This is a genomic window from Pseudomonas sp. NFACC25 (assembly GCF_900100935.1).
GTDB classification, from domain to species: domain Bacteria; phylum Pseudomonadota; class Gammaproteobacteria; order Pseudomonadales; family Pseudomonadaceae; genus Aquipseudomonas; species Aquipseudomonas marginalis.
Genome location: NZ_FMUC01000015.1, coordinates 71,992 through 85,229, shown reverse-complemented (window position 1 = coordinate 85,229; position 13,238 = coordinate 71,992). Strand labels below are relative to the sequence as shown.

Sequence of the window (13,238 nt, the reverse complement as noted above, 5' to 3'; positions counted from 1 at the left end):
CATTCCACACGTTAATTGTGAACAGTCAAAATGTGGCAGGGGGCTTGCCCCCGATAGCCACTTCACAGACACCAAATCCTTCAATGCAGCCGCTTACGGCACATCAGCTTGGCCAATTTCGCCGTATCCGGCCGCTCAACCACGCCCTTCTCAGTCACGATCACATCGATCAGGTCGGCCGGGGTCACATCAAATACCGGATTCAACGCATTGACCTCCAAGCGCTGCCCCATGACCTCCAGCAGTTCACCGGGATCGCGCTCCTCCAGGGCCACATCGTCACCAGTGGCCATCATCAAGTCGAGGCTCGAACTCGGCGCCACCACCATGAAACGCACGCCGTGGTGCATGGCGCACACTGCCAATTGATAAGTGCCGATCTTGCTGATCACATCGCCATTGGCGGCAATGCAATCGGCGCCGACGATCACCCAGGTGATGCCCTTGGTCTTGAGGAGATGCGCACCGGCCGAGTCGGCATTCACGGTGACCGGGATCCCCTCGCCCGCCAGCTCCCAGGCGGTCAGCCGCGAGCCTTGCAGCCATGGGCGGGTTTCATTGGCGTAGACGTGCTCGATCAAGCCTTCCAGAAAGGCCGCGCGAATCACCCCGAGGGCCGTTCCGACACCGCCGGTTGCCAAGGCGCCGGCGTTGCCATGGGTCAAGATCGCCTGGGCGTTGCCCTGATGCTTGCGAATCCGCTCAACGCCCAACTGGGCCATGACGAGGTTGGCTTCCCGGTCGCTTTCATGGATAGCGATCGCTTCGGCCTCCAGCACCGCCAGCGGATCGGCGTGCTTCTTGACGCGATCCAGGCGATCGCGCATGCGCTTGAGCGCCCAGAACAGGTTCGAGGCGGTCGGACGGGTATCGGCCAGTAGTGCGTAGTCCTCTTCCCAGGCGGCCTGCCAGTCACCGCCCTCGGCGATGCGCTCGCGAGCGGCGAGCACCAGGCCATAGGCCGCGCTGATGCCGATCGCCGATGCGCCACGCACCACCATGGCACGAATGGCCGCAGCCACTGCATCGACCGTGGAGCAGGCCACCCAGCGTTCCTGGGACGGCAGGGCGCGTTGATCGAGCAGGTGCAGCGTGCCATCACGCCAATCGATGGCCTTCACTTTCTCCGCTGCCAACAGTCGATCGCGCATCCATCACCCCATACTCATCAACAAAAGCCGCCGATTATAGCGATCCGCCAGCCAGGACGCTCGGGTATACTTCGCGCTTCTTTTATAGCTGCCCGGGAAGAAGCCTGCGATGACCTCCACTGCCGCCCCGCTCGACTTATTGCTACTGCCAACCTGGCTGGTACCTGTCGAACCCGCCGGCGTGGTGCTCAAGGACCATGGCGTGGGCATCCGCAATGGGCGTATCGCCTTTATCGGTCCACGGGCTGCGGCATTGAAGCTGTCGGCCACTGAAGTGCGCGAACTGCCGGGCATGCTGCTCAGTCCGGGCCTGATCAACGCCCACGGGCATGCGGCGATGAGCCTGTTTCGCGGCCTGGCCGATGACCTGCCCCTGATGACCTGGCTGGAAAAACACATCTGGCCCGCCGAAGCCAAGTGGGTCGACGAGGCCTTCGTGCGTGACGGCACCGACCTGGCCATTGCCGAGCAGCTCAAGGGCGGTATCACCTGCTTCTCGGACATGTACTTCTACCCCAAGGTCGCCAGCGATTGCGTGCACAACAGCGGCATGCGTGCGCAGATCGCGATTCCGATCCTCGACTTCCCGATTCCCGGCGCCGGCACCGCCGATGAGGCGATCCGCCAGGGCATCGAGCTGTTCGGCGACCTCAAGCACCATCCGCGCATCAAGATCACCTTCGGCCCCCACGCGCCCTACACGGTGTGCGATGCCAACCTGGAAAAGATCCGGGTCATCGCCGAAGAGCTGGACGCCGCGATCCATATGCATGTGCATGAAACCGCTTTCGAGGTACAACAGGCCGTCGAACAGACCGGCGAGCGGCCATTGGCGCGCCTGGGACGCCTGGGCTTGCTGGGCCCGCGCTTCCAGGCGGTTCATATGACCCAAATCAGCGAGGACGACCTGGCTTTGCTGGTAGAAAGCAACACCAGCGTGATCCATTGCCCGGAATCTAACCTGAAACTGGCCAGTGGCTTCTGCCCGGTGGAGCGTCTATGGCAGGCGGGCGTCAATGTGGCCATCGGCACCGACGGCGCCGCCAGCAACAACGACCTGGACCTGCTGGGTGAAACCCGTACCGCCGCGATGCTGGCCAAGGCCGTCGCGGGTTCGGCCACCGCCCTGGACGCCCACCGCGCGCTGCGCATGGCTACGCTCAACGGTGCACGTGCCATGGGCCTGGAGAGCGAAATCGGCTCCCTGGAAGTGGGCAAGGCGGCGGATATGGTTGCCTTCGATCTGACCGGGCTGGCGCAACAACCGATCTACGATCCGGTCTCACAGCTTATATATGCCACCGGACGCGATTGCGTGAAACACCTTTGGGTCGCCGGCAAGCAGTTGCTCGACGACCGGCAACTCACCCGCATGGATGAACAACAGTTGACCGCCACGGCGATTGCCTGGGGAAAACGCATCAGCGGGCACACCGAATAACGCTGGCTCTGAACCCGCGTGTTCAGGACCGACAAACCGATTTATCAGATTTAGAGGATTCACCATGAGCAACGTCGACCACGCCGAAATCGCCAAGTTTGAAGCCCTGGCCCACCGCTGGTGGGACCGCGAAAGCGAGTTCAAACCCCTGCACGACATCAACCCGTTACGGGTCAACTGGATTGACGAACGCGTCAACCTGGCCGGCAAGAAGGTGCTGGACGTCGGTTGCGGCGGCGGCATCCTCAGCGAAGCCATGGCCCAGCGCGGCGCCACCGTGATGGGGATCGACATGGGCGAAGCGCCGCTGGCCGTGGCCCAGTTGCACCAGCTGGAATCCGGCGTGAGCGTGGAATATCGCCAGATCACCGCCGAAGCCCTGGCCGAGGAAATGCCCGAGCAGTTCGACGTGGTCACCTGCCTGGAAATGCTGGAGCACGTACCAGACCCATCGTCGGTGATCCGCGCCTGCTTCCGCATGGTCAAGCCGGGCGGCCAGGTGTTCTTCTCCACCATCAACCGCAACCCCAAGGCCTACCTGTTCGCGATCATCGGCGCCGAATACATCATGAAGCTGCTGCCGCGCGGCACCCACGATTTCAAGAAATTCATCCGCCCGTCCGAACTGGGTGCGTGGAGCCGCCAGGCCGGGCTGACCGTCAAGGACATCATCGGCCTGACCTACAACCCGCTGACCAAGCACTACAAACTGGCCAGCGACGTTGACGTCAACTACATGATCCAGACCCTGCGCGAGGAGTAAGCCTGTGAAGTTGCGAGCGGTTCTCTTCGACATGGACGGTACCCTGCTGGACACTGCGCCGGACTTTATCGCCATCTGCCAGGCGATGCGCGCCGACCGCGACCTGCCACCGATCAACCCACAGCATATCCGCGATGAAATCTCCGGCGGTGCACGGGCGATGGTGGCCGTGACCTTCTCGATGGACCCGGAATCCCCCGGCTTTGAAGAGCTGCGCCTGGAATTCCTCGAGCGTTACCTGAAGGGTTGTGCGGTCCACAGCACATTGTTCGACGGCATGGCCGAGCTTCTGGAAGACATCGAGAAGGCCAAGCTGATCTGGGGCGTGGTCACCAACAAGCCACTGCGCTTTGCCGAGCCGATCATGCAGCAACTGGGCCTGGCCGAGCGCTCGGCGCTGCTGATCTGCCCGGACCATGTGAAAAACAGCAAGCCGGACCCGGAGCCGATGATCCTGGCGTGCAAGATGCTCGGCCTGGACCCGGCCAGCGTGCTGTTCGTGGGGGATGACCTGCGCGACATCGAGTCCGGCCGCGACGCCGGCACCCGCACGGCGGCGGTCACCTATGGATACATCCACCCGGACGACAACCCGCGCCATTGGGGCGCGGATGTGGTGGTGGATCACCCGCTGGAACTGCGCACGGTGCTGGATAACGCACTGTGCAGTTGCTGATGGCTCACTCACTCTACTGACTAAGGAAGATCCAATGTGGGAGGGGGCTTGCCCCCGATTGCAGTGTGTCAGTCACTGCATTTGGTGACTGATATACCACTATCGGGGGCAAGCCCCCTCCCACATTTGGATCTTCACTGCGCTCAAGATGGGTGTTTGTAACCCGCTGAATTCTGTCGAGGCTTTTTATGTTTGATTACTCTGCACGTCCAGAACTGCTCAAAGGCCGGGTGATCCTGGTGACCGGCGCCGGTCGCGGAATTGGTGCGGCGGCGGCGAAAACCTACGCCGCCCATGGCGCGACCGTGCTGTTGCTGGGCAAGACCGAAGCCAACCTGGCCCAGGTGTATGACGAGATCGAAGCGGCCGGCCACCCGCAGCCGGTGGTGATCCCCTTCAACCTGGAGACCGCCCTGCCCCATCAATACGATGAGCTGGCAGCGATGATCGAAAAAGAATTCGGCCACCTCGATGGCCTGCTGCACAACGCCTCGATCATCGGCCCACGTACGCCGATCGAGCAGCTGTCCGGCGAAAACTTCATGCGGGTGATGCACATCAACGTCAATGGGATGTTCATGCTCACCAGCACGTTGTTGCCACTGCTCAAGCTGTCCCAGGATGCGTCGGTGGTGTTCACCTCCAGCAGCGTCGGGCGCAAGGGCCGGGCGTATTGGGGGGCTTACGGGGTGTCGAAATTCGCCACTGAGGGCCTGATGCAAACCCTGGCGGATGAGCTCGAAGACGTGGCTGCAGTAAGAGCCAACAGCATCAACCCGGGCGGCACGCGCACCAGCATGCGGGCCCAGGCATATCCAGGGGAGAACCCGATGGAAAGGCCGGCACCGGAAGAGATCATGCCGGTGTACCTGTACCTGATGGGGCCGGACAGTACCGGCATCAATGGGCAGGCGTTTGACGCCCAGTGAAACCAAATGTGGGAGGGGGCTTGCCCCCGATTGCAAGGTGTCAGTCACTGTATCTGTGACTGACCCACCGCTATCGGGGGCAAGCCCCCTCCCACATTTGTATTGCGGTGTTCTCTGGGCCTTAGTTTTTCACGACATCTTCAAGCGTGAAACGACCCAACGGATTTTGCAGGAAGTTGCTCACATTCTTGCGTGAGATGTTGATGTACGGGCTGTAGTACAGGTCGATCCAGTTCACATCCTGTTTCGCCAGTTTCTGCAACTCGACATACATCTGCTCACGCTTGACCGGGTCAGCCTCGATGCGCGCCGCCGCGACCAGTTCCTTGACCTTATCGTTCTTGTAGCGGGTCATGTAGTTCTGGTTGGTGTCGTGGCCCAGCACGAAGGTGGTCTTCTGGTCCGGGTCGAGGATGTCGTTGGTCCAGTACATCACCGAAATATCGTACTCACCGTCCACCAGCATCTGCCAGCTTTGGGTCGGGTCGACCTTCTGCAGGTTGGCGGTCACGCCGACCTTGGCCAACTGGTCCTTGATGATCACCGCGATCTGCTCGTCGGCTTCGTTGCCGGCGTTGACCACATAGTTGAGCTTCAAGTCCTTCGCGCCAGCCTTTTCCAACAGTTTCTTGGCGGCGGTCGGGTCATACGGGCGTTGCAGGTTGTTGGCGTAGTGGAACAACGAGCCTTTCGGGATGTAGGAATAGGCCACAGTGCCCTGACCGTAGGTCGCGGTTTTCACCAGCGACTGCTTGTCGATGGCCATGTCCAGCGCCTCGCGTACTTCCTGCTTGGCCAGCAGACCGTGGGCGTGGTTGATCAGCAGGTGATCTTCACGGGTGGACGGGTCGGAGTGGATCACCACGTTCTTGTCTTTCTTCAGCTCTTCAACCCGGGAAAACGGTACGAAGATCGCCGTGTCCAGCTCGTTGTTCTGCACCATGCGCATCCGCGTGTTGTCGTCGGTCACGGAGACCCACTCCACGCCATCCAGGCTGACCTTCTTGGCCTGCCAGAAGTTCGGGTTCTTCTTCAGGATGACCCGGTCGCCCTTGCGCCATTCGTCCACGGTAAACGCGCCGGAGGTCACCGGATTTTCCGAGTAGGCGTCTTCACCCATTTTTGTCATGGCTTTTTCCGACAGGATCGACACCGTCGGCGAAGCCAGTTGCGACAGGAAGGCGACTGCCGGGGTCTTCAGTGTGACAACCAGGGTTTTCGAGTCCGTCGCCTTTGCGGTGTCGATCAGGTTGAAGGGATCAGCCCACAACGAAGCCTTGTTATCGCGGATGCGCAACAGGCTGAACGCCGCATCCTCGGCGGTGATCGCCGAGCCATCGGAGAACTTCGCATCGCGCAGCTTGAAGGTGTAGGTCAGGCCGTCCTTGGAAATATCCCAGCTTTCAGCCAGGCCGGGCTCCATCTTGGTCCCCAGGTTGTCCACGCGCACCAGGGTGTCGTAGACGTTGGCAAATACCCAGGTATCGCGGTTCTGCGCGCTTTTGATCGGGTCGAACGTGGTGCTGTCTTCACGGCAACCGATGGTGAGGACGCCGGCGGCTTGCGCCAATCCGGCAGTGAGGGACCACGCGGTCAACGTAGCAGCGGCGAGCAACTTCAAGTGGCGCGATTGCATGTCATAACTCCTTGTTCATGATGGGCAGGAAGGGTCAACGGTTCTTCAAGCACGCAACTGTATCGATGCTCGTGCTGGGAATGGGTAGGCGGCAACACCACGGAACACATCGTCCGGGCGTACCGGCAACGCGGGTGGAAGGCACAGCCCGTAGGCAAATTCAGCGGGCTCGGCGGCTCGCCAGGCAACAGCTGCGTCGGCAAAGGCCGGTGCGGATCGATCTCCGGAATCGCCTCGATCAACGCCGCGGTATACGGATGGCGCGGCGCGGTGAAGACCGCTTCCACCGGCCCTTCCTCGACGATCTTGCCCAGGTACATCACCGCCACGCGGTCGCACAGGCGCCGCACGATGGCCAAATCGTGGGCGATAAACAGGATCGCCAGGTTCATGCGCTGTTGCAGTTCCAACAGCAGGTTGATGATCTGGCCCTGGATCGATACATCCAGGGCCGCCACGCATTCATCGGCGATGATCAAGCGAGGCTCCACCGCCAGCGCCCGGGCAATACCGACACGCTGGCATTGGCCGCCACTGAGGGCGCCGGGTTTGCGACTGGCCAGTTCGGGGCGCAGGCCGACCAGGTCAAGCAGTTCGTTGACGCGAGCCGGGATACGCTCTGCCGGGACTTTGCGCTGCACCCGCAGCACCTCGGCGATGGTTTCGCCGATGGTGTGGCGCGGGTTCAACGCGGCGTAGGGATCCTGGAAGATCATCGCCGTTTCCTGGCGCAGGCGCGCGATGTCGATCGCGCTGCCATGGGCCATGTCGATGCCATCGAACAGCACCTGCCCGGCACTGATCGGGTTGAGGTGCAGGATCGCCCGGCCCAGGGTGCTTTTGCCGCTGCCGGACTCCCCCACCAGCCCCAGGGTTTCACCGGCGGCCAGGTTCAGCGACACACCGTTCACCGCCCTCACCCACTGCTTGTTCAGGCCGAACACCCCCGTGCCGGACGCGGCGAACCGCACCTCCAGGTTCTTGATCTGCAACAGGCTCATGGGCGTGCTCCGAGCGGGTAGTGACAGGCCACGCGCGCGCCTTCGGGCAACCGTTCGGTGCACAACGCGCCGACCTGCGGGCAACGCGGGTTGAAGCGGCAGCCGCCGGGTAATGCATCGAGCAAGGGCGGCTGGCCGGGGATGGTACGCAGCAACCCAGGGCCACTGCCGTGGGCCGGCTGGCAATCAATCAGGCCGGCGGTGTAGGGGTGTTGCGGGTGGGCGAGCACGTCGTACTTGCTGCCGTGCTCGCACAGGCGCCCGGCATACATCACGGCGATGGAATCGCAGGTTTGCGCAACCACGCCGAGGTCGTGGGTGATCATGATGAGCGACAGGCCGCGCTGGTCACGCAGGTCCAGCAACAGGCGCAGGATCTGCGCCTGCACAGTCACGTCCAACGCCGTGGTCGGCTCGTCGGCAATCAATACGTTCGGGTTGCAGCCCAGGGCCACGGCGATCATCGCGCGCTGGCGCATGCCACCGGAAAACTCATGGGGATAGTTGTCGACCCGTGCCTGGGGATCGGGAATGCCCACCTGGCGCAACACTTCGATGGCTTGTCGGCGCGCGTGTTTTTTCGACGCACCCTGATGCAGGCGGATGCCTTCGGCGATCTGATCGCCGATGCGCATCAAGGGGTCGAGGTGGCTGCTGGGGTTCTGGAAAATCATGCCCAACTGCCCGCCACGCACCGCGCGCATGCCGGCGTCATCCAGTTGCAGCAGGTCCTGGCCCGCCAGGCGTACCGCACCGCCCTGCACGCGCAGGTTGGGTGACGGCAACAAGCGCATCAAGCCACGGCAGGCCATGGTCTTGCCCGAGCCGCTTTCGCCCACCAGGCCGAGGATCTCGCCTTCGGCCAGGTCGAAGGACACGCGGTCGACCAGGTTCACATCGCGCCCGCTGTTATTGGCGATCACACTCAGATCCCGCACTTGAAGCAGACTCATGAGCGATCCCCCAGCACTTGCGCCACACCATCGGCCAGCAGGCTGAAGCCCATGGCCAGGGTCACGATGGCCAACCCCGGAAAGGTGCAGATCCACCAGGCCGTGGTGATAAACGCCTGCCCTTCGGCAATCATCGTCCCCCACTCCGCCGTCGGCGGTTGCACGCCCAGGCCCAGGTAGCTCACGGCGGCACCGTTGAGCAGTACCAGCACCGCGTCAGACATGGAAAACACAATCGAGCCAAACATCGCATTCGGCAGCAAATGCCGGAACAGGATGCGCCCATGGCCAAAGCCCAGGCTCTTGGCCGCGAGGGCGAAGTCGCTTTCCTTGAGCACCAGGATCTGTGAGCGGATCAGCCGTGCATACGACACCCAGCCCACCAGCGCCATGGCGATATAAAAACTCTTCAAACCCGGACCGAGGATAGCCATGATCGCCAGCATCAACACCAGGAACGGGAACGCCAGGATCACATCGATCACGCGCATGCAGAAACTGTCGAAGCGCCCGCCGATATAGCCGGAAACCGCGCCGACAAACGTGCCGATCATGAACGGGAAAATCACCCCGATAATGGCCAGTTGCAGATCGACGCGCGCACCCCAGATCACCCTCGAAAGGATGTCCCTACCGTAGTTATCCGTACCGAATGGATGGGCGAGACTCGGCCCCAGCAAGCTGATGTCGGTGTTCTGCGCGATCGGGTCATAGGGCGCGATCCACGGCGCACACAGCGCCAGGACCAACCACACCAGCAGGATCAACAGCCCCCACGCGGCCGTCAGGCGACCATTGCGAAAGCCAAACCGCACACGCAGGCGCCATGGAGTAATCAGTGGACGGCTGCTCATTGCATTTTCACCCGAGGGTCGAGGGCCACCGTGACCACGTCGGCGATAAAGTTGACCACCACCGTCGCGCACGCCAGCACCATGGCCACGCCCTGCACCACCATGTAGTCGCGGGTAAAAATGCCACGCACCAGCAACTGGCCGATGCCGGGAATGGCGAACAGGCTTTCGATCACGACGGTGCCGCTGATCAGCCAGCCAATATTCACCGCCAGCAGGTTGACCGCCGGCACCAGGGAATTGGGCAACACATGGCGACGGAACACCGCTGCTTCCGACAGCCCGCGGGCCCGCGCGGCAGTGACGTGGTCGGCCTGCAGCTCCATCAACATGCTCGCCCGCAGGTTGCGGACCAGCACCGCCGACAGCGCCAGGGCGATGGTCAGGCACGGCAAGACCATATGGTGCGCCTTGTCCAGCCAGGTACGGCCGTAGCCGGACACCGGGAACAAGCCCCATTGCACACTGAACAGCAGGATCAGCATCAGGCCCAGCCAGAACGCCGGCATGCCCAGGCCCACGGTGGTGAACACGCGGATCAGGTTGTCCGCCCACCCGCCTTTATTGCGCGCGGCCCACGTCGCCAGCGGCACCGCGATCAGCAGCGCCAGCACCACGCTGCCGAGCACCAGCACCAGGGTGGGTTCGATGCGGGTGACGATCAATTTCAAGGCGTCGACTTTGTACAGCAGTGATTGGCCGAGATCGCCCTTGAGCAGGTTCTTCAGGAAATAGAAATACTGCTGCCACAAAGGCTGGTCGAGGCCGTACTGGGCGCGGATTTTCAGCAAGGCGTCCGGCGTGCTGCGCGAACCCAGCAGGGCCCGTGCCGGGTCGCCAGGAATCGAGCGCACCAGCACAAACGTGATCAGGCTGATGCCAAACAGTACCGGCAGCAATTGCAGCGGCCGGGACAGTACAAAACGGTAGCGCGCCAGGTTCATCGGTCAGCCTCGGTGGCGAGCGAGAAAGTCCAACAGTACCGGAAAATAAGCCTGTGGCTCTTCATAGAACGGCATATGGCTACTGTTGGGAAATACATGCAGTTCGGCGTGTCTGGCCGCCATCTTCATGCGCATGGCGCAGGCTGGGGTGAGTTCGTCGTGCTGGCCGGTAGTGATCAGGATCGGCATGTTGAAAGCGGCCATCTCGGGGATGCGGTTCCAGTCCTTGAGGTTGCCGACGTAGAGAAATTCGTTGGGGCCCTGCATGGTTTCGTAGGGGCCCATGTTCCAGTCGCCGAGGGAGCGCTTGACCGGCTCGGGCCATTCGTCCAGGCGGCAGACATGGCGATAGTTGAGCAAGGTGATCGCGGCCTGGTATTGCGGGTGATCCAGGGTGCCCATGGCTTCGTGGCGTTGCATCATCGCCACGGTCTCACTGCCCAGCGCGCCGCGCAGGCGTTCGAGTTCTTGAGAAAGATGCGGAATGTCGCCGACGGTGTTCTCGAGGATCAGGCTTTTCAGCCTGTCGGGGTAATGGATGGCGTATTCGATGCCCAGCCAGCCGCCCCAGGAATGCCCGAGCAGGTGCACGCGGCCGAGGCCAAGGGCTTGGCGTACGGTTTCGACTTCTTCGACATAACGGCGGATTTCCCACAGGGAAACATCGGTCGGTCTGGCTGATGCGCCTGTGCCAAGCTGGTCGAATGCAACCACTCGCAGGTCATGGTCCTTGAGCCAGCCATGGGCGTCGCGCAAGTAGTCACACGGCAGGCCCGGCCCGCCGTTGAGACACAAGAGCACCTCATCGCCTTCGCCGAAGCTGTAGACCACGAGGTTGTGGCCATCGACTTGCACGTTGTACTGCTGGTCGGGGGCAATTTCACGCCACATGCATACATTCCTTGTGTTGTTTCGGCCTGGCGGGCAGCGGCCGTTTATCAGGCCAACACTACCGAGGATGCCGCGCGTCCATAACCTGGTATTTCTTATAGGTTTGGCCTGGCAGTCCTTCGCCGGGGCGTGGCATTCTACTTGCAGGAAGTGGAGATTCAAATGAATTCGGGAGCAGAACGGATGCTGGCCAAGCTAACTGCCTTCAATAATCGTCTGATGCCGGGCAGGAGCCTGGATGAGCAGATGGACAACACTTTTATCCTCGCCCAGCAGTTGGGCTTCGATGCACTGGTATACGACTACACCCCGGTGCCGATCGACCAGAATGGTGCGTTGATCACCCCCTCGGTGCTGGAGCTGCGTAACACGCCGACCGATTGGCATGCACTATGGTGCAGCAAGGGTTTCTACCAGATCGACCCGGTGCAACACCTGGCCCTGCGCACGGTATCGCCGTTCGTGTGGTCCTACGAAGCCAAGGCTGACACGGCCCTGCAAACCATCATCGACCCCTGCCACGCCCCCGTTTCATCCTACCTGCACGACCAGCAACTGACCTGCGGCGTCAGCGTGCCGATGCATCTGCCCCGTGGCGGCTTCGCGTCACTGACCGGCTTGCGCACTGGCAAAACGCCTACCGTGTTGCAGGACGCGCAGCAGACCTTGTCGGACTTCAGCCTGATTTCCCACGCTTTGCAGGAAGCGGCCTACCCGCTGTTCGGCAAGGAGCTGCGCACCTACCCGCACATTCACCTGACCAAACGTGAACGCGAATGCCTCAAATGGGCCGCCGACGGCCTGACCGCCGCCGAAATCGCCACGCAACTGAGCCGCTCACTGGCCGTCGTCACCCTGCACCTGGCCTCGGCGATGCACAAACTGGGCGCCAAGAACCGCGTGCAGGCGGTGGTCCGCGCCACCCATTACCGCCTGCTGGAAGACTGATCCCCCGGCAAAACCTAGCTGTTTTGCTAGTTACCTAAATCTCGCCCGCAGACTATCGTGTCCCTGATCATTTTTTCAGGGCAGGGTAGGAAATGGACTTCATCGAAAAAATCCGCGAAGGGTATGCCGCGTTTGGCGACTACCAGACCTGGTACCGCGTCACTGGCGACCTGGCCAGCGGCCGCACGCCGCTGGTGGTCATCCACGGCGGCCCGGGCTGCACCCATGATTATGTCGACGCCTTCAAGGACGTCGCGGCCAGCGGTCATGCGGTCATCCACTACGACCAATTGGGCAACGGCCGCTCCACGCACCTGCCTGAGAAAGACCCGTCCTTCTGGACCGTCGATCTGTTCCTTAAAGAATTGGACAACCTGCTGGACCACCTGCAGATCAGCGATAACTACGCGATCCTTGGTCAGTCCTGGGGCGGCATGCTCGGCAGCGAGCACGCAATCCTGCAACCCAAGGGCCTGCGTGCGTTTATCCCGGCCAACTCGCCGACCTGCATGCGCACCTGGGTCAGCGAAGCCAACCGCCTGCGCAAGCTACTGCCCCAAGGCGTGCATGAAACCCTGCTCAAGCATGAAGCCGCCGGCACCTACCTCGACCCGGAATACCTCGCCGCCTCGCGGGTGTTCTATGACCAGCATGTGTGCCGGGTGAACCCATGGCCGGAAGAAGTGGCGCGCACCTTCGCCCAGGTCGACTCGGACCCCACGGTGTATCACGCCATGAGCGGCCCGACCGAGTTCCACGTGATCGGCAGCCTGAAGGACTGGAAATCCATTGGTCGCCTGTCGGCGATCAAGGTACCGACCCTGGTGATCTCCGGCCGGCATGACGAAGCCACGCCACTGGTGGTCAAGCCGTTCCTGGATGAAATCGCGGATGTGCGCTGGGCGCTGTTCGAAGACTCCAGCCACATGCCCCACGTGGAAGAACGCCAGGCGTGCATGGGCACCGTGGTGAAGTTTCTGGATGAGGCGTGCTCTGTTCCGCACACAGTCCGCAAGGCTGGTTGAGTTCCAAATGTGGAAGGGGGCAAGCC

At 62.0% G+C, this 13,238-nt stretch carries 13 protein-coding genes; 6 read left to right on the top strand and 7 right to left on the bottom strand.

All coding sequences use genetic code 11. The features are described from left to right. Nucleotides 1-80 precede the first annotated feature (80 nt). Nucleotides 81-1,151: an S-methyl-5-thioribose-1-phosphate isomerase gene (mtnA, locus tag BLQ09_RS25995; RefSeq protein ID WP_092359019.1), complete on the bottom strand. Its 1,071-nt coding sequence runs from the start codon at nucleotides 1,149-1,151 to the stop codon at nucleotides 81-83. A gap of 109 nt (nucleotides 1,152-1,260) precedes the next feature. Here mtnA and BLQ09_RS25990 point away from each other — a divergent pair, with 109 nt between their 5' ends. The 4 genes from BLQ09_RS25990 (at nucleotide 1,261) to BLQ09_RS25975 (ending at nucleotide 4,960) form a co-directional block, all read left to right on the top strand. Beyond that, nucleotides 1,261-2,592 carry a TRZ/ATZ family hydrolase gene (locus BLQ09_RS25990; RefSeq protein WP_074844549.1) on the top strand — a complete coding sequence of 444 codons (1,332 nt, stop codon included), beginning with the start codon at nucleotides 1,261-1,263 and terminating at the stop codon, nucleotides 2,590-2,592. Between the two features lie 64 nt (nucleotides 2,593-2,656). Beyond that, nucleotides 2,657-3,355 carry a bifunctional 2-polyprenyl-6-hydroxyphenol methylase/3-demethylubiquinol 3-O-methyltransferase UbiG gene (gene ubiG, locus BLQ09_RS25985; RefSeq protein WP_003172645.1) on the top strand — a complete coding sequence of 233 codons (699 nt, stop codon included), beginning with the start codon at nucleotides 2,657-2,659 and terminating at the stop codon, nucleotides 3,353-3,355. Nucleotides 3,356-3,359: 4 nt separating this feature from the next. Then, nucleotides 3,360-4,031, top strand: a complete 672-nt coding sequence (gene mupP, locus BLQ09_RS25980; protein ID WP_027604184.1) for an N-acetylmuramic acid 6-phosphate phosphatase MupP — start codon at nucleotides 3,360-3,362, stop codon at nucleotides 4,029-4,031. A gap of 188 nt (nucleotides 4,032-4,219) precedes the next feature. After that, on the top strand, nucleotides 4,220-4,960 hold the full coding sequence (locus BLQ09_RS25975) for a YciK family oxidoreductase (RefSeq protein WP_027604185.1): 741 nt from the start codon (nucleotides 4,220-4,222) through the stop codon (nucleotides 4,958-4,960). A 121-nt stretch (nucleotides 4,961-5,081) separates the two neighbouring features. On the opposite strand, the gene BLQ09_RS25970 is transcribed toward BLQ09_RS25975, so the two are convergent. From BLQ09_RS25970 to BLQ09_RS25945, 6 genes are read right to left on the bottom strand one after another with little or no spacing between them, the layout of a single operon-like run. Next, on the bottom strand, nucleotides 5,082-6,596 hold the full coding sequence (locus tag BLQ09_RS25970) for an ABC transporter substrate-binding protein (protein ID WP_065939299.1): 1,515 nt from the start codon (nucleotides 6,594-6,596) through the stop codon (nucleotides 5,082-5,084). After that, a complete protein-coding gene (locus tag BLQ09_RS25965) occupies nucleotides 6,578-7,597 on the bottom strand; it encodes an ABC transporter ATP-binding protein (RefSeq protein WP_092359017.1) in 1,020 nt (339 codons plus the stop codon). The genes BLQ09_RS25970 and BLQ09_RS25965 overlap by 19 nt, the downstream gene beginning before the upstream one ends. Then, nucleotides 7,594-8,550, bottom strand: a complete 957-nt coding sequence (locus tag BLQ09_RS25960) for an ABC transporter ATP-binding protein (protein WP_092359015.1) — start codon at nucleotides 8,548-8,550, stop codon at nucleotides 7,594-7,596. Before BLQ09_RS25960 ends, BLQ09_RS25965 begins: the two co-directional genes overlap by 4 nt. Then, nucleotides 8,547-9,404 carry an ABC transporter permease gene (locus BLQ09_RS25955; RefSeq protein ID WP_092359013.1) on the bottom strand — a complete coding sequence of 286 codons (858 nt, stop codon included), beginning with the start codon at nucleotides 9,402-9,404 and terminating at the stop codon, nucleotides 8,547-8,549. The genes BLQ09_RS25960 and BLQ09_RS25955 overlap by 4 nt, the downstream gene beginning before the upstream one ends. Continuing rightward, nucleotides 9,401-10,348 (bottom strand): ABC transporter permease, encoded by a 948-nt coding sequence (locus BLQ09_RS25950; protein ID WP_092359012.1) that lies wholly within the window; start codon nucleotides 10,346-10,348, stop codon nucleotides 9,401-9,403. The genes BLQ09_RS25955 and BLQ09_RS25950 overlap by 4 nt, the downstream gene beginning before the upstream one ends. 3 nt (nucleotides 10,349-10,351) lie before the next feature. Further along, a complete protein-coding gene (locus tag BLQ09_RS25945) occupies nucleotides 10,352-11,239 on the bottom strand; it encodes a proline iminopeptidase-family hydrolase (protein ID WP_027604191.1) in 888 nt (295 codons plus the stop codon). Nucleotides 11,240-11,422: 183 nt separating this feature from the next. Between BLQ09_RS25945 and BLQ09_RS25940 the strand changes: the two genes are divergently transcribed. Beyond that, a complete protein-coding gene (locus BLQ09_RS25940; RefSeq protein ID WP_027604192.1) occupies nucleotides 11,423-12,187 on the top strand; it encodes a LuxR family transcriptional regulator in 765 nt (254 codons plus the stop codon). A 92-nt stretch (nucleotides 12,188-12,279) separates the two neighbouring features. Beyond that, entirely contained in the window at nucleotides 12,280-13,212 is a 933-nt protein-coding gene (locus BLQ09_RS25935; protein ID WP_065928127.1) for a proline iminopeptidase-family hydrolase, read from the top strand. The last annotated feature ends 26 nt before the right edge of the window (nucleotides 13,213-13,238 follow it).

Bases quoted from the DNA above. Each gene is read 5' to 3' on its own strand.
- ubiG (WP_003172645.1), top strand. From the start codon at position 2,657: ATGAGCAACGTCGACCACGCCGAAATCGCCAAGTTTGAAGCCCTGGCC.
- BLQ09_RS25975 (WP_027604185.1), top strand. From the start codon at position 4,220: ATGTTTGATTACTCTGCACGTCCAGAACTGCTCAAAGGCCGGGTGATC.
- BLQ09_RS25945 (WP_027604191.1), bottom strand. From the start codon at position 11,239: ATGTGGCGTGAAATTGCCCCCGACCAGCAGTACAACGTGCAAGTCGAT.
- BLQ09_RS25960 (WP_092359015.1), bottom strand. From the start codon at position 8,550: ATGAGTCTGCTTCAAGTGCGGGATCTGAGTGTGATCGCCAATAACAGC.
- BLQ09_RS25955 (WP_092359013.1), bottom strand. From the start codon at position 9,404: ATGAGCAGCCGTCCACTGATTACTCCATGGCGCCTGCGTGTGCGGTTT.
- BLQ09_RS25965 (WP_092359017.1), bottom strand. From the start codon at position 7,597: ATGAGCCTGTTGCAGATCAAGAACCTGGAGGTGCGGTTCGCCGCGTCC.
- BLQ09_RS25935 (WP_065928127.1), top strand. From the start codon at position 12,280: ATGGACTTCATCGAAAAAATCCGCGAAGGGTATGCCGCGTTTGGCGAC.
- BLQ09_RS25940 (WP_027604192.1), top strand. From the start codon at position 11,423: ATGCTGGCCAAGCTAACTGCCTTCAATAATCGTCTGATGCCGGGCAGG.
- BLQ09_RS25950 (WP_092359012.1), bottom strand. From the start codon at position 10,348: ATGAACCTGGCGCGCTACCGTTTTGTACTGTCCCGGCCGCTGCAATTG.
- mtnA (WP_092359019.1), bottom strand. From the start codon at position 1,151: ATGCGCGATCGACTGTTGGCAGCGGAGAAAGTGAAGGCCATCGATTGG.
- BLQ09_RS25990 (WP_074844549.1), top strand. From the start codon at position 1,261: ATGACCTCCACTGCCGCCCCGCTCGACTTATTGCTACTGCCAACCTGG.
- BLQ09_RS25970 (WP_065939299.1), bottom strand. From the start codon at position 6,596: ATGCAATCGCGCCACTTGAAGTTGCTCGCCGCTGCTACGTTGACCGCG.